At 58.8% G+C, this 18798-nt stretch carries 16 protein-coding genes; 7 read left to right on the forward strand and 9 right to left on the reverse strand.

The window, feature by feature from the left end:
• Window positions 1-238: 238 nt before the first annotated feature.
• Both ACRRQW_RS12455 and ACRRQW_RS12460 read left to right on the forward strand, forming a co-directional pair.
• Window positions 239-2698 carry a hypothetical protein gene (locus ACRRQW_RS12455; protein WP_438481775.1) on the forward strand — a complete coding sequence of 820 codons (2460 nt, stop codon included), beginning with the start codon at window positions 239-241 and terminating at the stop codon, window positions 2696-2698.
• Window positions 2699-2824: 126 nt separating this feature from the next.
• Window positions 2825-4804, forward strand: a complete 1980-nt coding sequence (locus tag ACRRQW_RS12460) for a hypothetical protein (RefSeq protein WP_438481777.1) — start codon at window positions 2825-2827, stop codon at window positions 4802-4804.
• Window positions 4805-5016: 212 nt separating this feature from the next.
• Here ACRRQW_RS12460 and ACRRQW_RS12465 read toward each other — a convergent pair whose 3' ends face one another.
• From ACRRQW_RS12465 to ACRRQW_RS12485, 5 genes are all read right to left on the reverse strand, one after another.
• Window positions 5017-5424, reverse strand: a complete 408-nt coding sequence (locus ACRRQW_RS12465; protein WP_438481778.1) for a response regulator — start codon at window positions 5422-5424, stop codon at window positions 5017-5019.
• Window positions 5425-5545: 121 nt separating this feature from the next.
• A complete protein-coding gene (locus ACRRQW_RS12470; protein WP_438481779.1) occupies window positions 5546-7672 on the reverse strand; it encodes a M3 family metallopeptidase in 2127 nt (708 codons plus the stop codon).
• A gap of 74 nt (window positions 7673-7746) precedes the next feature.
• Complete coding sequence (locus ACRRQW_RS12475; protein ID WP_438481780.1) at window positions 7747-8406, reverse strand: DUF502 domain-containing protein; 660 nt, start codon at window positions 8404-8406, stop codon at window positions 7747-7749.
• 100 nt (window positions 8407-8506) lie between these two features.
• Entirely contained in the window at window positions 8507-8950 is a 444-nt protein-coding gene (locus ACRRQW_RS12480; RefSeq protein WP_438481781.1) for a hypothetical protein, read from the reverse strand.
• Between the two features lie 65 nt (window positions 8951-9015).
• Window positions 9016-9192, reverse strand: a complete 177-nt coding sequence (locus ACRRQW_RS12485) for a DUF1328 domain-containing protein (RefSeq protein ID WP_438481782.1) — start codon at window positions 9190-9192, stop codon at window positions 9016-9018.
• 236 nt (window positions 9193-9428) lie between these two features.
• On the opposite strand from ACRRQW_RS12485, the gene ACRRQW_RS12490 reads away from it, so the two are divergent.
• Together ACRRQW_RS12490 and ACRRQW_RS12495 are read left to right on the forward strand one after the other, a co-directional pair.
• Entirely contained in the window at window positions 9429-10376 is a 948-nt protein-coding gene (locus tag ACRRQW_RS12490) for a glutathione S-transferase family protein (protein ID WP_438481783.1), read from the forward strand.
• Between the two features lie 111 nt (window positions 10377-10487).
• Window positions 10488-11282, forward strand: a complete 795-nt coding sequence (locus tag ACRRQW_RS12495; protein ID WP_438481784.1) for a polysaccharide deacetylase family protein — start codon at window positions 10488-10490, stop codon at window positions 11280-11282.
• Here the strand turns inward: ACRRQW_RS12495 and ACRRQW_RS12500 are convergent.
• A complete protein-coding gene (locus ACRRQW_RS12500) occupies window positions 11252-11821 on the reverse strand; it encodes a phosphatase PAP2 family protein (protein ID WP_438481785.1) in 570 nt (189 codons plus the stop codon). The genes ACRRQW_RS12495 and ACRRQW_RS12500 overlap by 31 nt on opposite strands.
• 221 nt (window positions 11822-12042) lie before the next feature.
• Between ACRRQW_RS12500 and ACRRQW_RS12505 the strand changes: the two genes are divergently transcribed.
• Window positions 12043-14382, forward strand: coding sequence for a mechanosensitive ion channel domain-containing protein (locus ACRRQW_RS12505; RefSeq protein ID WP_438481786.1), 2340 nt, complete (start codon window positions 12043-12045; stop codon window positions 14380-14382).
• Here the strand turns inward: ACRRQW_RS12505 and ACRRQW_RS12510 are convergent.
• The 3 genes from ACRRQW_RS12510 to ACRRQW_RS12520 all read right to left on the reverse strand — a co-directional run bounded on the left by ACRRQW_RS12510 (window position 14310) and on the right by ACRRQW_RS12520 (window position 17657).
• Complete coding sequence (locus tag ACRRQW_RS12510; RefSeq protein ID WP_438481787.1) at window positions 14310-15638, reverse strand: hypothetical protein; 1329 nt, start codon at window positions 15636-15638, stop codon at window positions 14310-14312. The genes ACRRQW_RS12505 and ACRRQW_RS12510 overlap by 73 nt on opposite strands.
• Before the next feature lie 8 nt (window positions 15639-15646).
• Entirely contained in the window at window positions 15647-17140 is a 1494-nt protein-coding gene (locus ACRRQW_RS12515) for a rhomboid family intramembrane serine protease (RefSeq protein WP_438481788.1), read from the reverse strand.
• A 148-nt stretch (window positions 17141-17288) separates the two neighbouring features.
• Complete coding sequence (locus ACRRQW_RS12520; protein WP_438481789.1) at window positions 17289-17657, reverse strand: Dabb family protein; 369 nt, start codon at window positions 17655-17657, stop codon at window positions 17289-17291.
• Between the two features lie 198 nt (window positions 17658-17855).
• Here ACRRQW_RS12520 and ACRRQW_RS12525 point away from each other — a divergent pair, with 198 nt between their 5' ends.
• Together ACRRQW_RS12525 and ACRRQW_RS12530 are read left to right on the forward strand one after the other, a co-directional pair.
• Window positions 17856-18368 carry an FKBP-type peptidyl-prolyl cis-trans isomerase gene (locus ACRRQW_RS12525; protein WP_438481790.1) on the forward strand — a complete coding sequence of 171 codons (513 nt, stop codon included), beginning with the start codon at window positions 17856-17858 and terminating at the stop codon, window positions 18366-18368.
• Window positions 18369-18500: 132 nt separating this feature from the next.
• The gene (locus ACRRQW_RS12530; RefSeq protein WP_438481792.1) at window positions 18501-18749 is read left to right on the forward strand and encodes a hypothetical protein; all 249 of its coding nucleotides are present in this window, start codon (window positions 18501-18503) and stop codon (window positions 18747-18749) included.
• The last annotated feature ends 49 nt before the right edge of the window (window positions 18750-18798 follow it).

Here is an 18798-nt window from a genome sequence, read left to right on the forward strand (position 1 = left end):
CCGGATTCTCTAGGGATTTTTTTTGGGGCCAAACGATCGTGCAAGATTAAGAAAAAATCGGGGTGATTCCCCGGGTGTGACGAGGACAGACTTCGCGTATGGTGGTAATTCGGCGGAGGTCGCGCACTGCGTCCCGCGTCGAATGCCCATTCGTTTAATCATGCACCAAATCCTAAACGTTATCAGGGTCGCTCACCGATCATTTTGGCGTTTACTGATGTCGATAGTAATTGGCGGAGTGACCTTGCTCCCGGCCACGGCACAGAATGCCGTGGTTCACTACCAGACTGGCTTTGAATTGGCCGACACTGGACCAGGAAAGTTGGGGGAGTTTGATGGATGGATTGTTTCGTCTGCGGGATCGTCTGGAATCCACGGCGGAGCGTGGAATGGTTCAGGCAAAGCGGCCTACGTTGGGAAAGAGCGGACCTCCGTTGGAGCGAACGTGGTGGCTTATCGCTGGGTGGGGGACATGCAACCAACCACCAATCGACCTATGGTGCTACTGGAACTGGACATGGCGCTCTTTGATTCGACGAACTCATTTTACGAGGAATTTTCCATCGATCTGCGCAATCGGGACGACCAGGTGTTGGCCTCCCTTTATTTCAATAACCAGAACTTGGGAATCTACGGTTATACCTTCGATACGAACAGTTGGAACTACAGCGGGCACAATTTTGCGAATGGCACGAAGTATCGGGTTAGCTTGGAACTCGATTTCAAAGCCAACACATGGTCGGCGAAGGTGGGAGATGCTTTGGTGGTGGCGAACCGTCCCTTGGGGGGAGGATCAGACCGGCCGCTCGAAATGGGTCTCATCTCGTTGTTTTGGTATCAAGATAGACCTACAGTGGCGGAAACGGGGAACAACTTCCTGGTGGCGGACAATATACTGCTGACCTCCGATTCGGGACCTTACCCGTTTATTCAAACGCAGCCTCAGTCACCGCCGGTTGCTTTTCAGCAAGTGGTAACTTTGTCGGTTCAAGCAACCGGGGAAATGCTATCTTATCAATGGTATCGCGGACGGAAATCCGGGGCGGCCCAATTGATCGAAGGTGCTACGGATGCGGATTGGACTTCCCCGGCATTGACCGAGGAAGCCTGGTATTGGGTTCGGGTGCGATCGGCGACGCACGGCTACGTCGATTCCGAAGAAGTGAAAATCTCCGTGTTACCGCGGGTCATATCCGGATTATCCGCGATCATGGATGATGGGGGCTCAGCGAGTAGTCTGCGAGAGTATGTGTTGGGTGCAGAGCAGGCCCAAAGCGCTGATTTCGGAGAGACCCGTGTCATTGTAGGGGAGACGACAGGCTACAATCGACTCACCATAAGAAACGGCTCACTTTTGGTTGGTCGAGGCCCTGAGATCGGCTACGGGACTAACGCGCCGGCGGGCAATGTTTCCGCGCTCGGTAATAACGCGATAGTGGTCGACGGGGTTGGCAGCGCAATTCAGCGCGCGGCGGCAGATCTGGATGGCTCCGGAGCAGGTCAGTTACGAGTGGGTTATCGCACCGGTGGAAATCGACTGTGGGTGAAAAATCAGGGTGCGGTAAAAGTCCAGGCGCTCGTGGTCGGTGAAAGCGGCTCGGGTAATCATGCCCTCTTCGAGAGTGGCGCGACTTTCGAGACGACGGGACCTTACATCGGGGCCGACGCCATCTACGTGGGAAATTACGCATCTGATAACACTCTGGTGGTGCGTGGTGCCGGAACCCGGTTCCGAGCGATCGGTAACAATGATCGTGTATCGGTAGGGTCGTCGTTTTCCGCGTCGTGGAAAAATAATTCACTGCAGATTGCTGGTGGGGCTTTTTTCGAGGCGACGACTCTCACCGTGGGTTATTCTAGCTCGCGGAATTCCGTGCAAGTTGCGGGACCGGGCAGCGAACTGCGACTTAAGAACCGGCTAGTGGTCGGAATATCCGGTGGTGCCGACGGGAACCAAGTGGTGGTGGAAGACTCGGGATTGGTGGTAATAAACACGCCGTTTTCCACGCCTTTCAGTTACGGGTTGGCGTTGAACGAGAAAGCGGCGAGCGGCAATTTTCTCCGACTGAAAGGCGGGTTCCTCGCATGGAAAGGGGATCATCGATCCCACTTATCACCCCTGTTGGGTGCGATCGAGGTATGGAACGGGTCAAGCTACGAAAGCGCGCCCGTCAGTTCGCATTTCGCGATGCAATATTTTGCCAGTGAGGCCGACGCGAAAGCATTTACGGCAGCGAATACTTTTACGGGCTACAGCGGACTGGCAGGCTACACGATTCTCGGCAACCGCGCTCCTTTGCCTCCGAACAGTTTTGACCTATGGGTGCAGGATCAGGGCTTGGTCGGAGCCAACGCGACACCGACGGCGGCACCGTTCGCCGATGGTCTCTCCAACCTCGTGCGGTATGCGATGAATCTTGGCGAGACCACCACGCCAGCGCAGTGGCCCGAGGTATCGGTGCAGCACGTTGCCGGAGTGCCCGTCCTCGTCATGGAATACCGGCTGCGTAAGAATCGGCAGGATATTTCGGTGGAAATCCAATCCTCCGAAGATCTCACGACTTGGACGGCGGTGCCTGCGGTGCAAATCGTTCGTCTTGAAGATGACGATGTCGAAACGGAGCGCCATGCTGCGTCAGTTCCATTTGGCGGCAGTGGAAGAGTTTTTTTGAGAATGAAAGTGGTCGAAGGACCGTGACCGAATGAGAGTTGTGTAGGAAATTCCGAAGCCTCGGGGCATTTCCCCGGATGAGGCCGGCCGATATTTCCGCTACAGTCACTCTGCCGTGCGATGCCAGGAAAAGGGTGCGGGCGGTTTACCTTTATGAAAAAAATGCTGCTTACGTTAATCGGATTTCTTCTCGTAGCGGGAGGGTGCATTCCGGGGGCTTTGCATGCGGCTGTGGCAGGAATCGCGACGGGCGATCCATTTGCGACGAGGGGAATTTTAGGCGGGACCCCGCCCAATCCTTTTGCGGGACGGGTGAATCTTTTGGCCAATGCCAAGTCCGATCCCGACCGCGTCGCGTTATTGATGGCTTGGGTGGACATCGCGCTGGCGCAGCACGGCCTCAAGCAACCACAACTGGAGCGGAGTTATAATCTTTTTCGAGCGGACTACACGGTGCCACTTTTTGGCGAGGCGTATAGGCAAATGAGCCACCGGGAAAAACGCGCGCTCTTCGCCCGGATCGGAAAAATCAAAGGGCTGCCGTTCGAAGTTCGGTCGATGATTTTGGCGACGTTTAATGTCGACGCTCCCTTTGATCCTCCCAAGGCCGTGCTGCGTCATTTGGAGTCGCTTGAAGGTTTCCGCCGTGGGCTGGACGCCCGGTTGGCCGCTTGCGCGCAGGGCGATCCCGCCGCAGTCATCGCGGCGATCGAAGCCTTGGAATCGCTGGAGAAAAACGACGGGCCGGTCTTGCTGTGGCCAGGAGAAGCGGCGGGCCTGTATAATTTTATCGTCCAGCAGAAATCCGCGCAGGCGGGAAATCTTTACGCACGAGCCATGAACGCAGCAGTCCAGACGTTGGGGGAAAGGCTGGCTGAGTTTGAGCGTGCCGTGGCTTCGCCGGGAGAGGCGGTGGCTGCTCCGCGCGCGAATCCGCGCGCTCGATCAGGACGGGGCAGGTCGGGCGACGCACTGGCCGAACGGGGCCGGCAGCTGGAAATTGAGCGAGTTCAGCAGGAACTCATCCAGGCGATGCATGCGGTCGATCAGGTCAAGACCGTGCACGGAGCGTTGCTGCGCGGTGTCGAAGCGCAGCAGGTTGCGGGCATCGACCAGCGTGGGCTGGAGGCGATCCGCTTGGCCTTGAGCCATGAATTTAAGCAGCGCGAGCGCGCGCTGGAAAATTTGAAAGCAAACGAAGCCGGGCTCGTGGCCGCTGCCGCTGAGCTGGCGGATTTGGAACGACTTTACGGCGCGATGTTCATCCACAGAAAAAAAGGAATGGTAAGTTACCGTCAGGAATATTGGGGCGAATGGCTCGCCGCCTGTGAGCAGCGGCAGAATTCCATTTATGCGGCGGTGCTCCCTCGTTTGCAGACGCGGTTGGCGGAGGCGAGCGATGACGATCAACTGCAGGCCCTTGTCCAGGAGGTCGTCGACTGGAGGTTGCCGGCGAAATCCGGGCAGGCGTTCGGCGTCTTGCGGGCGGCGAGGGAAGAGAAACTCGAAGTGGAGCGCGTGCGTTCGCTTTACTCCGACGGCGAGCGGGCGCTGGCCGCGAACGATGGCGGGCTGCGCGTGCCGGCGAACTATTCTGCACCGACCAGTGAAGAGGTGCGCCTGGCAATTCTGCGAGCGCTGGCGGAGGACAACGGGCGCGTGGTGAACGGGCAAATGAGCACCTACGGTCTCCCGTGGGGACATCTGGCCTTGATCTTCGGGGACAAAATGCAGCAGGGGCAGAACGATGACCGGCAAAAGGCCAAGATGCACGTGAGGCGCTTGGAATTAATTGCCTATGGTGCGCGGAAAGAGGGTGGTTACTGGTGCCGCTACACGCTAAAACTGGAGTCAGAGATGCCTCTCTGGCTCAAGCAGCTGATGGCCCATCCCAGTGGGAAGGGGGAGTCTGCGATTCTCGAGTCGTTGAGGCGGATAGCGGCCGAGGAACGCGAGTTGGTTGATTCATTCACTCTCACTGCGCAGGGCTGGCAGTCTCCCAGCTGGCGAGGGCATGTGGCCGAGGGGAACCTTCAGTTCTGGGAAAGGGTGAACGAATTTGCCTCCGAAGTGAATGCGCGAATCAGCGCCACGATCGAGTGGCATCAATTGAAAGCGGCTGGTTTGCGCTGATTGGAAACATGGCGCCAACCCTTGTTTCGCCAGAGCCCACGCTCCGCTACGATTATGACTAAATTAAATCTCTCGGGTCGATTCACAGTTCGCCTGCCCGTTGCCGCACGGCGGTGTTTGGACGCGCTGGGGTTCGTCCTCTGGGCCGGGCAGGTCGGGCGATGCCGCATAGGCATTTGGTTTCCGCGCTTAAAGCCGACCCAAATGAATACTCACGCGACATGGATTTGTTGCGGAGAGAGCGAAGCGATGATGGTGCGCAGCGTAGCGGGCACGATCGGCTTGGGCAGAATGTAATCGACGCCAAGTTTGCGGTATTCGTCGGCGATCGACTCATCGAGTTCGGAGCTGAATACTAAAATTTTTCCGACAAATGCGGTTTTGCGAAGGTGCTCGACCAGTTCCAAACCATTCATGCGCGGCATGTGGTGGTCGGTGAGCAATACATCGAAATCGTGCGGCGCGGCTGTGAGGCGTTCCAAGGCTTCAGCGCCATCAGGATGAGTTTCCACCACATGCCCGTCGCGACCGAGACAGACTTGGATCAAGTGCCGCAGCTCGCGCATGTCATCCGCATAGAGGATGCGCAGAGGTTGGCCGGCTGAACTGGGGTTACTCATTCGGTGGTGATCTACGGTCATAGACGCATAGGGAGCGGATTTGTTCTGTTAAAAACCTACAAAAAACCCTGCGCCTTTCGGACGCAGGGTGAAGGAAAATGAACTGAGGAAAACTACTTGGTTACGGCGAGGCTGAGTCGAGCCCGCGGCGTTTGAGCAGCGGCTTGATGTCGGGCTCGGCGCCGGTGAAATTGCGATACATCTCCATCGCGTCCTGACTGCCGCCGCGCGACAGGAGCGTGCTGCGAAAATGGTCGCCATTTTTGCGCGTGAGGCCGCCGTGAGTCTTCATCCAATCGACACTCGCGGCGTCGAGCACCTCGCTCCAGAAATACGAATAATAGCCGGCCGAGTAACCGCCGGAAAACACGTGCGAGAAATACGTCGTGCGGTAACGCGGCGGCACCGGCGCGAAATCCAGACCGTATTTCTTCAACACTGCCGCTTCGAAGGCGAGGGCGTCGTCGGCGCCGGGAACTTCGCTCGTTTTTAACTGATACCACGCTTGGTCAATGACGTTGGCCGCGACGAGTTCGGTGGTAGCGAAGCCTTGGTTGAATTTATCCGCAGCAATGACTTTTTCGATCAACGCGGGCGGGATCGGCGCGCCCGTTTGGTAGTGCTTGGCGTAGTTTTTGAGAATCTCCGGCCACGTGGCCCACATCTCGTTTACCTGCGACGGATACTCGACGAAATCGCGTGGCACGCTGGTGCCGGCGAAGCGCGGGTATTTCACGTTCGAGAACATGCCGTGCAACGCGTGGCCGAATTCGTGGAAGAGCGTGTTGACTTCGTCGTGCGTCATCAGCGTCGGCTCGCCGGCGGGCGGCTTCGGCACGTTGAGGTGATTGCCGATAACGGGCTTGGTGCCGCGCAAACTATTTTGCGGAACGTAAGCGCTGGCCCAGGCGCCGCCGCGTTTGGTCGGGCGTGCGTAGAGGTCGGCGAGGAAAAGCGCGAGGGGCGTGCCGTCTTCATTGAAGACCTCGAACACGAACATGTCGGGGCTGTAACCCTTCAGGTCTTTGCGTTCTTTGAAGGTGATGCCGTAAAGTTTCGTCGCGGCAAAAAAGACGCCGTCCACGAGCACGCGGCGCATTTCGTAATAGGGACGGAGTTGGGCTTCGTCGTAGGCGTAGCGGGCCTGACGGACTTTGCTCGTGTAGAAATCCCAGTCAGCGGCTTCGATTTTGAAGTTACCTTTTTCGGCGTCGACGAGCTTTTGCATGTCGGCGGCTTCGCGCTTGGCGTTGGCGACGGCGGGCGGGGCGAGTTGCGCGAGGAGTTTGTTGACCACGTCGACGCTGCCGGCGGTTTGTTCTTCGAGTTGGAGCGCGGCGTGAGTCGGATAACCGAGCAGGTTGGCGCGCTCGGCACGGAGTTTGGCGATGCTGGAAACGATGGCGCGATTATCGAAATCGCCGCCGTGACTGCCGCGCGCGAGGGAGGCCGCCATCACACGCTGACGGACAGCGCGATTTTGCAATGAATTGAGCGGCGGCTGGCCGGTGGTGTTGGTGAGGACGATCGCGAATTTTCCTTCTTTGCCAGCGGTTTTCGCCGCAGCCGCCGCGGTGGCGATGGCGGCGTCGGAGAGGCCGGCGAGTTCTTCGCGCGTGTCGACGATCACGGCGGACGCGTTAATTTCTTTCAGCACGTTCTGGCTGAACTGCGTGGAGAGCTTGGCGATTTCGGTGTTGAGCGCGCGCAGTTTGGCTTTGTCGGCGTCGGAGAGTTTCGCGCCGCCGCGAACGTAGTCTTTGTAATAACGATCGAGCAAACGATTCGACTCGGCATCGAGGCCAAGGGAATCACGTTTCGCGTGGAGTTCCGCGATGCGGGCAAAAAGCTTCGGGTTTAAACGGATGGCGTCTCCGTGAGCGGAAAAGCGCGGGGCCATCTGGCTCTCAAGTTTTTGCAATTCAAGATTCGTAAATGATCCCGTGTAGATGCCGAAGGCGCGGACCGCCCGGCTCAGGAGCTCACCGGAACGTTCGAGCGCGACGATGGTGTTGTCGAAGGTCGGCGCAGCGGGGTTGTTGGCGATGACGTCGATTTCTTTGAGGTTTTCCGTCATGCCTTGCTCAAAAGCGGGGAGGAAATGCTCGTTCTTGATCTGCTCGAACGGCGGGAGTTGGTAAGGCAGCGGGCTCTCGGTGAGCAGTGGATTGGCGGACATGGTCGTAAAAGCCGCGCTGAGCAGCAAAGCCGCTGCGGGCGCACGAAGGGAACGTTTCATGGTGAACATAGGGGATGAATTCCCCCGAGCACACTCTCCGAGTGAGTGGTTGGCAAGACCGGCGGCCTCCTCCATGTGGAGGATTATGCTTTCGCGGGCTCTAGGGCGCTTGCCGCGACCGCGAGTTCAGCCGTGCCGCCTGTAACGGCATATTTCATGACGTCGCTTGGCGCGATTCCTTCCACCAGACGAACACGCTCGTTTTTAACCAGGTAAAGCTGGCCGGCGACATTGTAAGCTTGCGGCACATAGACCGCCACGAACTTTGCGCCGAGTTTGAAGCGCTGCAGGTCCTCGTCGGTGACGAATCCCACCATCCAGACATCCTCCGAATGGACGTTGACCAGCACGGTGCGTTGAAAGCGGGGTTTTTTTCCTGCGAACGCGTCGAAGAAATCGCGCACCGCCGTGTAGAGAAATTTCACGCCGGGTGTCCGCTCCAGCCAACGGTCAAAGAGTTCGAAGATTTTTTCAGTGACGAAAAACGAACTTAGCCAGCCAACCAGTCCGACCATCACCACAATGATCAGGAATCCCAGCCCGGGAAACCCCACCAAAGGCCGCAAAATACCGTCAACGAGGTCGAAGAGCCACTTGAGCGCCATCAAAGTGATCGCGAACGGCGCGATGATAAGTGCGCCATGTAGCAGGTAGTGGCTGACTGTTTTGCCGCGGGCGCGAAACCGTCGATCCCATTCGCGGCGGCGTTGCTGGTCGGGGAACTTGGGTTTGAAGCGCTTCATGGACGGTGAGTGGGGAAAATGATTCGAGCTGTAAAAGAAACAGGCCGGACTGCGATTCCGGCCTGCGGCTTTTTTAACTACCGAATATGCGCGTTGCGACTTATTCCGTCGGACGCGTCTGCTTGAAGGCCTCTTGTAGATTCAACCACGAGGACAGGAGATTCGACTTCACGGTTTCCCAAGTTTCAGCGGTTACATTATCAAGTGCCTTCATCTTTTCTTCAAAGTCCACCTCGGCCTTATCGAGTTCGATCATGGCTTTTTTCTGTGACTCGGTCGCGTTGGTTTCCTTGAAGCGGGCACGGAGCGCGGCAACATCGGCTTCGAACTTTGCATGCATGGAGCGAAGCTGGGAGATGAAGACGGCGCGTTGCTCAAACTCCACTTTCTTGAGTTCGTCCCACGAAAGCGCGGACGAGTCAGGAGCGGAGGGAGCAGGAGCGACCGGCGGGGTCGGCTCCATTTGCGCGTGTCCCGAATGGGAGGAAACAAACAGGCCGGCGCCGAGTGTTAGAAAAAGCGAAAGGCGAGAGAAAGGTTTCATGGTGGGTGTGATTGAAGCGCGTAAACGCCTGCAAAGAGGCGTTCCCGGAAGGTTATGCAGCTTGCTCAGGCGGGCGGGCCCTTGCCGCGAAAGGCGTTCGCGAGCAGCGAAACGAGCAGTAGCACGATGAAGATTAAGAAAATAATCTTCGCGATGCCTGCAGCGGCACCGGCAATGCCGGTGAAGCCAAGTAATCCCGCGATAATCGCGATGATCAAAAACATGAGTGTCCAGCTTAACATGGGTAAGTTCTCCTGTTGGGTGTGATGTTGATGGTCGCTCGGGCAGAAGCTGCCTCCGCAACCAATGAATGTGCATCGATAGACTCTCACTGTGCACTTGGGTGCCGGCTGAAACTTCCGGAAGCGAGGCGAGGGTTTTTCCTGAAGACTATCGGGGAATTCCCGCAAAGGCAGATTAGTCGCGGAAACTCACGCAACGGGGTTGAGCAAATCGGAAAGGCACGTATCGCTGGAGCATGGCCACCCAAGGACAGTTTCCCGACGAGACCAGCAGTGACGGCGAATTCGAGCGGCAGGAGGACGCCTTTCGCCAATGGGTGTCCCGCGAGGGCTCGACGCCCTTCGCGGTCGAAGCGGGGCGTTATCATTTGTATGTGTCGCTCGCGTGCCCATGGGCGCACCGCACCGTGATCGTGCGAAAACTGAAAGGGCTCGAATCCGCGATCGGTCTCACGGTGCTCGATCCATGGCGCGACGAGCGCGGCTGGGCGTTCCGCGAAGGCGACGGGTTTAGCGAAGATCCGATCAACGGGTTTAAATTTCTCAGCGAAGCCTACGAAGCATCGAAGCCAGGTTATCGCGGGCGTTGGACGGTGCCGGTGTTGTGGGACAAACAGCTCAAGCGCATCGTCAATAATTCCGAGGATGATATCTGCCGGATGTTCGACGGCGTCTTCGCACCGCTCGGCAATGGCGAGGCGACATTGTTCCCTCCCGAGATCGAGGCCGACCACGCCGCGGTGGCAAAACACATTTACGAAAACATCAATAACGGCGTGTATCGCGCCGGGTTCGCGACAAAGCAGGCGGTCTACGCACGCGCGTGCGGCAAGGTATTCGCCGCGCTTGAGCGTTACGAGGAGCGCGTGAAGTCGCAGCGCTTTCTTTTTGGAAAACATCCCGTGGAGGCGGATTGGCGGCTCTTTTGCACGCTCGTGCGATTCGACGCGGTCTATTTCGGACATTTCAAATGCAACCTTGCGCGCATCGTGGATTTGCCGGCGCTCCAAGGTTACCTGTGTGATCTTTATCAACAACCCGGTATCGCAGAAACGGTGAACTTAGTGCACATCAAGCGGCATTATTACGCGACCCATCTCGATATCAATCCCACGGGAATCGTGCCGGTTGGGCCGGAGCTGGATTTCAATCAAGCGCACGGTCGCGAGCGTCTGGCTGAATAGTTCGAAATTTCCAGAAGCGCGTTGCATGCGTGGCCTGCCCTTGAATTTGCCCAATCTTCGTCCGGCGCCTTTCACCGAAAGGTGTCGCACCAACGAAGGGTTTAGCTGTCGATGAGCCGGTTGAAAAAATCCGCTTATCTTTTATTTGCGCTGAATCTGGCGGGCAAGGGCGCGGCGGTGGCGTTGTATGACCTCGCGCCGTGGGTGGCGATCAGCGTGTGGGTGATCACCGATGTGATTTTGCTCTATCATTTGCTGGTGCCCGGGGCGCAAGGTCTCGTGCGGGTGTATCGGAGCTTTGCGACAAAACACCGTGAAGTGTGGCTGACCATCGACGATGGGCCGGATCCTGAAGATACTCCGCGCGTGTTATCGTTGTTAAAAGAGCACCATGCGCGCGCGACGTTCTTTGTGATCGGCCAGCGCGCCGAAGAGCATCCGGAGCTGATCCGCGCGATGATGGACGCGGGGCACGAGGTCGCTCATCACACGCATACGCATCCGCTCGCTACGTTTTGGTGTGCATCGCCGGCGCGCCTGAAACGAGAGATCATGCCGCCGTTGGAATTATTTCTCCGGATGGGCATGAAGCCGCGCTGGTTTCGGTCGCCGGCCGGCATGAATAATTTTTGGCTACAACGTGAGCTCGATGACCGCGGCCTGCATTGCGTCGGCTGGAGCGTGCGTGGCTTGGAATGTGCCAGCCGCAGCGCCGAAGAGGTCGTCGAGCGCGTCACGCGCCAGGTGAGTCCGGGCAGCATCATCCTGTTACACGAAGGCCCGAACGTGCCGCCGAAACTGCGCTTGAGCGCCCTGCAAGGCGTGCTCGAGCACCTCCGCGCCGAAGACTACGCGTGCGTCTTGCCGGCGCTGAATCAGCTCCGCCAAGTCGCGGCGATTCGCTGATGCACCCACTCGCCAGCGAATCCCAGTAACGCGCCGGCAGCGGCATCGACCGCCACGTGTTGTTTCGTGGCCAGCGTCGAGTAAACGATGGCCATCGCCCACAGCCAGTTGATCGCCGCCAGCGTTCGATTGACGCCGAAAACCGCGAAGTAATTGCCGAACCGGCACGCGGTAAAAATAGCGAAGGCCACATGCAGTGACGGGCACGCGTTGCCGGCGGCATCAGCACTCTTGAGCAACGCAAATCCCGGATGCGCCGCCCAATCGATGGAGGCTGCAGGCACAGCCGTGGGGAAAAAATAAAAAACCGCCAGTCCGCAGATCGCGACGCTAAGTGACGCGAGACCATAGATGATTAATTCGCGCAACGTCTTCGTCAGCCCGGGCGCGAGCGAGACGTAAATCCACAGCGACACGTAAGGCACCAGCGCGAGCGGTTGAAACGCGATGAGTTCATCCAGCCACGTCAGCGGCATGATGGCCACGGTGCCGCGTGGATGGTTGAGCACGTAAAAATACGCCGCGAAAAAAACAGTCATGAACCCGGTGATGCCCACCGTTTTGATCGCCCAATGCCGCTTAAGGCAGGTGCCCAAGGAGCGGCACCCACGCGTCGAAGAGCCTGGCGCGAGAGTATTCAATGGGCCGAAGTGTCAGTGGCCATCAGGCGGTTGTAAAGCCACGCCACGCGCACCCGATATCTCTTTAAAAGGAACTGGATTGCTTCATGCACGGTCACACCGCGTCAATCCACCCACGTATGCCCGCTCACTTTTCCCGCTGCTTCGCTCTCATTTTGCTCGGGAGTTCGCTTTGGCTCACTTCACGGGCTGGTGCGGGCACGATTCCGTTGCTCGCGGAAAAAACACCCGCTGTCGCGCCCGCGGAAAAGTCAGCCGAACTGACTCCGGCGTCCATTGCCACCAAGCGCGAGCAAGTGCGGCGCGAAATCGTCGACGCGCGCGCGCGGCTCGCGAAACTACCGGACGGCAAGCTCGACGAAAATGCGTTGTGGCTCACCCAGGAAACCGCCCTGCTGGAGCGGATCGACAGCGTTTATTTGGAGCAGGAAGCCACGCTCCAGCACGCGACCGACCTCGCGAAAGAGCAGGCGGAAGTGCAGCAGCTTTCGCTGAATCTGAGTTCGCCGGAAACGACGTTCAAGCCGCCTTATAATCTCAAACTGCTCAACCAGCTTTACGGGGAACGCGATTACGTCGAACGCGCGGGCGATACGCTTAAAGCCGACATCGACAATGTGACCGGCGAACTCGGCGATGCGCGCGAACAGCTTGACGCAAAAAACCGCGCCCGGCGCACCGCGCGGGAGGCAGTGCAGACCGGCTCCGATTTGGTGAAAGCGCAAGGTCAGCTGCGACTGCTGGAATTGGAAACGCGGCTCGCGCAGGAAACAGTCTGGCTGAAAGAAAAATCGCTCCAGACCTTAAAACTCCAGCAGTCACTGCTTGCTCCAAAAAAAGAATTGATCGGGCCGCGTTTGAAATGGCTGCGCAAAAACGTCGCGGTCGCCGAAGCCGACGTGAAGGCTGAATCCGCAAAGCGCGAAAAGCGCGCCGCGGAAATCGATGCCGCCATGTCCGCCGCCAAGGAAGATGCCGATAAAGCGTCGCGTCTGGTAATCGCGGTGGAACGCCGCAGCGGCGCCGAGCCCAATCCCGCCGAGTTGGAGTCGCGGCGCGCCGACCGGCAGACCGCGAATTACACGCTGAGTGTGCTCGCGGCCCAGCGGGAGCGGCTCGTTGAAATGACTGAACTGGGCGAGCAACGCCGGAAGGTGTTGGCGAATACCACGACCAGTCAGGAGATGCGCCAGTGGGCCGAGGAGAACGAAACGGAACTCGACCGCGTTGAAAAAGAACGCCGCCAGCAAATTTCGGATTTTGGCAAGAGCCGCCGTGAGCTGCAGGCGTTGCAGCAAAAATTATCCGGCGCGGAAAATGAGGCGCGACCCGCCGCGTGGGAAAACGAACGCCGGCAACGCGTCGCCGCGTGGATTGCGCTTAACGAACGCGAGCTGCGCGAAATCGGCGACTTGCGGACGGAGCGCCAGCGTCTGAAGGAGGAGATCGGCGAGCGAGTGAACCTTTTTTCGATTCGCGACGCCACCGCGTCGACGCGCGAAAACATTCTCGCTGCATGGAACTATGAATTATTCTCGGTGAAGGATCAGCCGGTGCGCGTGAAGACGATCTTCGGGGTAATCCTGCTCGTATGGCTCGGGCACTGGCTGGCGCGCCGCGCGAGCGATCTGATTGGCAGCGCCGTGTTTCACCGCATGGGCATGAATGTCGGTCGGCGCGCCGCGTGGCAGACACTGTCGTTTTATACCTTCTTCCTGATCGTGCTATTGGTGGCGTTTAATTTGTTTCACCTGTCGTTTACGCAGTTCTCCGTGATGAGCGGTGCGCTCGCCGTCGGCCTCGGTTTCGGCAGCCAAAACCTCATCAGTAATTTTATCAGCGGAATTATTCTGCTGATCGAACGTCCCGTGAATCAAGGTGACGTCATCGAGATCGATGGCCGGCAGGTCACGGTCGAACGGCTCGGGCCGCGCAGCACGATCGTGCGGTCGGCGGATAACACGCACATCGTCGTGCCGAACAGCCGGCTGCTCGAGCAACCGGTGGTGAATTGGACGTTGTCGGACGATGTCGTGCGGAAGCGGATTCGTCTGGGCGTCGCCTACGATTCCCCGACGCGCAAAGTCGCCGAATTATTGGATGGGGTTGTGAAAGGCATCGAAAATGTCCGCAAAGAGCCTGCGCCGGTCGTGAAATTTGCGGACTTCGGTGAAAACTCGTTGGTCTTTGAAATCTATTTTTGGGTCGCCTTGTGCGATCCGCACGACGCCGAAGATGAGCTGCGCCACCGCATCGCAGAGACGTTCGCAAAAGAGAAAATCATCATGGCCTTCCCGCAACGCGACGTGCACCTTGAGACCACCAAGCCGCTGCGGGTGGAGTTGCTGAATCCTGTGCCGGCATCGCCGGCCGCAGCGTCAAACGATCAGTTGGGCGAAGGCGCGGGCGGGAAGAGTTCGGACCAGAGCGGAAAGATAAAATCCGAGCCGAGCGGCTGAAGGTCTTTTTCCAGCCAGGCGATGGTTTCCTTGCCGCCGGCCCAGCCGCGGTAGCCTTCTTTCGCGCGAAACATCGCATCCGAAACGCCGACGGCCATGCGGCGTTCGACATCGTGGCCGGAGATCGTGTCGGGCCAGTGACCAAGCACACGCAGCGTGGCGGCAGTGCCCAGGTTGATCATCATGCCTTCAAACGCATACGTAAGGCTGGTGCGGACGCCGTAGCCGTCGATCGATTCGAATTCGTAGCACATGCCCATGCGGCCTTCCCACGGTGAGAGGGTCGCGGAAGTCGCGCGTTGCATCAGGCGCGAGTCGTTGCCGGCGAACGCGGTGACGACGGTGCGCACGGATTTCGCATACATGCGGTCGCATTGCGTGCGGAAAATGGCCCACGGTTCGTCGAGCGCATGGCCGCGATAAGTGTAGGGGTTGCGCACGCCGGCACCGTGCCCCATCAGGCCGTTCGGCTGGCTGGGCGCGGGACTTTTGCCGTTGTTGAAATCGCCGCCCTGCATGAACAGCTGGCGCATCGCGGGATGGTGATTCCAGCAGCGATACACGTTGAGCAGGTTCGCGGCTTTGAGTTCGGCGGTGAATTTATCGAAATCGAATTTCAGGAAAAATTGCTGGAGCTTCTCCGCACCAAAATACTGCGACGCCGCCACCATGATATCAACGTAGCCCTCCGCGATGTTCGGATTCCAACTCTTGTGCTGCATCCCGAGACCGTCGAGGCGCGTGTGGTAGTCGTTGTCGTCGTCCGTCATCAAGTGCCCCGCAGTCGCGAGCGCATACATGATAAGATCGGCGCGGTGGCGTTCGTCGGGTTTGAGTGATTTCCAAATCGCGGGCGTGCGTTTAGCGAGCAGCAGGGTTTGCGCGGCGGCGTTGTGCGTCCAGCCGGCGATGCCGCCGACCGCATCGGGCTCGCGCGTGTGTCCGTCCGCATCGGGGCCGGCGCCGTTGAGGATCGGGCGAAGTTTTTGCACGACACTTTGCGCGAGGGTGACATCGCCGATTTTACGGTCGGGCGTGAGGTGCGCGGCAACGGCGGTGAGTTGGAGCGCAAACGTCGGTTTCAAGGTTCCGCTCTGGGCGCCGGGCGTGAATTTCCAACGCGGAGCGTCTTCCTTGAGCGCGAGCGCGAGCACTGCGTCGGAGAAGGCCGGTGCCGTCGCTGCTGCCGCGCGCAGCAACGAGGCGGTTGCTATGGCGAAAAAGAAAAGCAGTCGGCGCGGGAAATGGGCGTTCATGGAGGAAATTATTTGGAACCGTGCGTGGCGTTGTAGCGTTTGATTTCGGCGAGGGCTTGCTGGCTCTCGATCGCGTAAGTTTTCAGCGCGTCGGGATCGTTGCGGCGCAGGGCGGCGACGAGGTTCTTCAAGACCTCGATGCGAAACTCGAAGTGACGCTGGTTGATGTCGCGCACTTCGGTGTCGTCCAACTTCGAAGTCATTGGCAACGCGCGCAGTTCGCGCGCCCAGTCGGCGTAGAAAGGAATCAGGTCTTTTTCGATTAAAGTCGCTTGGGCGAGTGGATCGTTGCCGGCGCGAATCGCCGCGATCGTTTTGGTTTCGCTTTGGGACAGTTTCTTTTCGCGCTCGGCGTAACGCTCATCGACCGAACCGAGCAGGTAGCTTTCGCGAGGATTGTAAGCAAATCGCGGAGTGAAGAACACGCCGGCGGCGCACACCAGCATCAGCGCCGTCAGTCCCGTGAAAAATCGTGGCACGAAGAGCGCGGGGCGGCGCGCTGGATCGAGCGGGAGCGCGAGCAGCCAGCCGAAAATAAACCCGCCGAGCGCGCCTCCGAGGTGCGCGGCGTTGTCGATGCCTTTCGCGGCGAGTCCGTAAAAGAGGTTGTAGCCGGCGAACACCAGCGAACTCTTGAGGATCGATTTAAACACCGTGCTCGGCACCGCGTGTTTCTCGCGCAGCATGTAACCGAGCATCGCGCCGAAGACCCCGAACACCGCACCGGAAGCGCCCGCGCTCCAGATCGGTTTGGCGCTGTTCCACCAAATGCTCGCAAATCCACCCGCAAGTCCGCTGGCGAGATAAGTGAGCGCATAAAGCGTGCGGCCCTGAAGGCGTTCCATGAATTGCCCGGCTTGGAACAGCGCCCACATGTTCAGCATGAGGTGAATCAGGCCGTAGTGGACAAACATACTCGTGAGCAGTCGCCACCACTCGCCGTTGGTTGTGGCGGCGCCATTGTTTGCCCCGTAGAGCACGTAAGGCTCCATGCTCTCCGGCGTAAACCAACCGGCACCGAGCGTGCCCATGATGACGAAAGCGGCGACATTGGCGACGATGATGAGTGTCGTGATCGACGTCACGGGATGCTGAGCGCCGCCGAGGTTGTGCAGGCGCTGCGCGAAATCGCGTTCCGCTGTGAAGTGACTATCGACGCGCGCGGGCAGGAGCGACGCGACTTGATGCGCTTCCGCAGCGCTTGCGCAGAAAAACACGAACGTGTCATCCTTTGCACGCGCGGCGGGATTCTTCGTGGTGAAATAAACGGCGCGGTCGCGCAAGGTGACGTTCCAGATTTCGTCGGCGTTTAAAATCAACTGCACCGGCTCGCTGGAAAAGGTCGCTCGGCGGTTGCCGGTGAAACGATACGTGGGGCCGGCGGGATTGATCGCCAGTGTGCCGCTGCCTTTGAGCGTGCGGTTGTGCTCGATGCTGCCGGTGAGTTGATACTCAATGGGGAAGGTGATTTCCGAAGGCGAAGCGGAGGGAACGTCTGGCATGAGAGGACAACGGGCGACATGCGCGCGCTGGTGCGTTTCACGGTGAGTTTGCGAAAAGCCAAGTCAAGGCGCGCGCCGGCTGAAATTTCACGACAATAAAAAAGGCCGCGTTACCGCGGCCTTCGGAGAATTGAAAAAAGCGCAGCGCTTAGTTCGTGATGTCGAACGTCGTGCTGCCGCCGCGTGCGGCTTGGTAAGATTTATACCAAGCCTTTTGAGCGTCGCTGCCGGCATAGTCGGCGAGGGCTTTTTCGTCTTTAAATTCCATGACGATGGCGGCCTTGCGATCGCCCTGGGCTTTCAGGGTTTTCGTCCAGACGCGGGTGATGCCTTTGTAGCTGGACGGAAGTGCTTTCACGCCATCGAGTGCGGCTTGGATTTGCTCCGGCGTGGCTTCCGCTTTCCAGCTGACGGTGACGACGTGGATGACGGATTTCGGAGCGGTGTCTTCGGCGGCGGAAGCTGTCGAGAACGAGAGCAACGTGGCGGCGGCGAGGGTGAGGAGTAATTTCTTCATGGGATTCCGAGGTGGTTAATAATTTTTCGTGAGCCGTCTGGTGACGGTATCGCGAACGTCGCGACGATTTCGCTTTTGCGAAGAGGAAGAGTCAACGGCGGACTCGGCGCTTGGAAAGGTTCGCGTAAAACGTAATCCCGCGCACCGTCGCCTGATTCCGGGCTGGTTTCCACGCGTAATCTTTTCCAACCTGCGCGCATGAATCGTGTGTTCCTTGGCGGCGTGCTGGGCGTAGCATTGTTGGTAATGGGCGCGGGGTGTGCGCCGAAAGAAGATCCGGCCATCGCGGCGGCCGCGGCCGAAGCGGTGCGCTTGAAAGCGGAGCGGGTGGAAATTTTTGGCGAAGCCGCGAACTCACCCGACATCACGTGGCGTTCGTCAGGCTTGGGCATTCAGATGCTGACGGTGGGCGAGGGTGCGTCGCCGAAACTCGCGGATCGGGTGCGCGTGCATTACGTGGGGAAATTGAAAGATGGCACGGTGTTCGACGAATCGCGCGCGAAGGGAAAGCCGATGGACTTTGCGATGATGCATGTGATGGCGAGCTGGGCGGCGGGCCTGTCGACGATGAAGGCGGGCGGGCGCGCGTTGCTTTTTCTGCCGCCGGAGTTGGGTTATGGCAGCCAACGCTCGGGCAACATTCCGCCGAACTCGGGTTTGATTTTCGATATCGAGTTGCTGGCGGTTAATCCCGAGCCGGCGGCGAAGTGACGGAAGTGGCGTGGCGCGAAGCGGGTGCGCGCGTGAAATCGAAATCTTACACGGCCAATAAGGAATTACTGTGACTGTATTTCCAGCCATGTGTGGACTGGAGGCCGCGATCGGGGCGGCTAAGGTGGAGGCATGGAAGCGTTCGCCATTGTTATTCCGTTCATCGTTGCCGCCGGCATCTATGCGTGGGCGAAGCTGACGCCGGATTCGCTTTGGAAAAACCCTGAAGAGGAAATCGCAGAGCTGCGCGGACACCAACAGTCGTTGTGCGAACGCGTGGCGCGCGGGCGTCGCGAAGGCTGGGATGAGGTGATGCTGGGCCAGGTGGAAGAACGTCTGGCCGATGTGAACGCGCGGCTTGGCGCGCTGGTGAAGAGCTGAGGGCCGTTCGTCACTGACGGTGCGGCTAAAGCAAAAATCTGGCCGCATT

Origin of the sequence: Oleiharenicola lentus (genome assembly GCF_051660365.1) — a bacterium.
Lineage (GTDB): Bacteria > Verrucomicrobiota > Verrucomicrobiia > Opitutales > Opitutaceae > Lacunisphaera > Lacunisphaera lenta_A.

Excerpts from the sequence above, each read along its gene's own strand:
- ACRRQW_RS12460 (WP_438481777.1), top strand. The coding sequence starts at position 2,825 with ATGAAAAAAATGCTGCTTACGTTAATCGGATTTCTTCTCGTAGCGGGA.
- ACRRQW_RS12465 (WP_438481778.1), bottom strand. The coding sequence starts at position 5,424 with ATGAGTAACCCCAGTTCAGCCGGCCAACCTCTGCGCATCCTCTATGCG.
- ACRRQW_RS12470 (WP_438481779.1), bottom strand. The coding sequence starts at position 7,672 with ATGTTCACCATGAAACGTTCCCTTCGTGCGCCCGCAGCGGCTTTGCTG.
- ACRRQW_RS12475 (WP_438481780.1), bottom strand. The coding sequence starts at position 8,406 with ATGAAGCGCTTCAAACCCAAGTTCCCCGACCAGCAACGCCGCCGCGAA.
- ACRRQW_RS12480 (WP_438481781.1), bottom strand. The coding sequence starts at position 8,950 with ATGAAACCTTTCTCTCGCCTTTCGCTTTTTCTAACACTCGGCGCCGGC.
- ACRRQW_RS12485 (WP_438481782.1), bottom strand. The coding sequence starts at position 9,192 with ATGTTAAGCTGGACACTCATGTTTTTGATCATCGCGATTATCGCGGGA.
- ACRRQW_RS12490 (WP_438481783.1), top strand. The coding sequence starts at position 9,429 with ATGGCCACCCAAGGACAGTTTCCCGACGAGACCAGCAGTGACGGCGAA.
- ACRRQW_RS12495 (WP_438481784.1), top strand. The coding sequence starts at position 10,488 with ATGAGCCGGTTGAAAAAATCCGCTTATCTTTTATTTGCGCTGAATCTG.
- ACRRQW_RS12500 (WP_438481785.1), bottom strand. The coding sequence starts at position 11,821 with ATGACTGTTTTTTTCGCGGCGTATTTTTACGTGCTCAACCATCCACGC.
- ACRRQW_RS12505 (WP_438481786.1), top strand. The coding sequence starts at position 12,043 with ATGCCCGCTCACTTTTCCCGCTGCTTCGCTCTCATTTTGCTCGGGAGT.
- ACRRQW_RS12510 (WP_438481787.1), bottom strand. The coding sequence starts at position 15,638 with ATGAACGCCCATTTCCCGCGCCGACTGCTTTTCTTTTTCGCCATAGCA.
- ACRRQW_RS12515 (WP_438481788.1), bottom strand. The coding sequence starts at position 17,140 with ATGCCAGACGTTCCCTCCGCTTCGCCTTCGGAAATCACCTTCCCCATT.
- ACRRQW_RS12520 (WP_438481789.1), bottom strand. The coding sequence starts at position 17,657 with ATGAAGAAATTACTCCTCACCCTCGCCGCCGCCACGTTGCTCTCGTTC.
- ACRRQW_RS12525 (WP_438481790.1), top strand. The coding sequence starts at position 17,856 with ATGAATCGTGTGTTCCTTGGCGGCGTGCTGGGCGTAGCATTGTTGGTA.
- ACRRQW_RS12530 (WP_438481792.1), top strand. The coding sequence starts at position 18,501 with ATGGAAGCGTTCGCCATTGTTATTCCGTTCATCGTTGCCGCCGGCATC.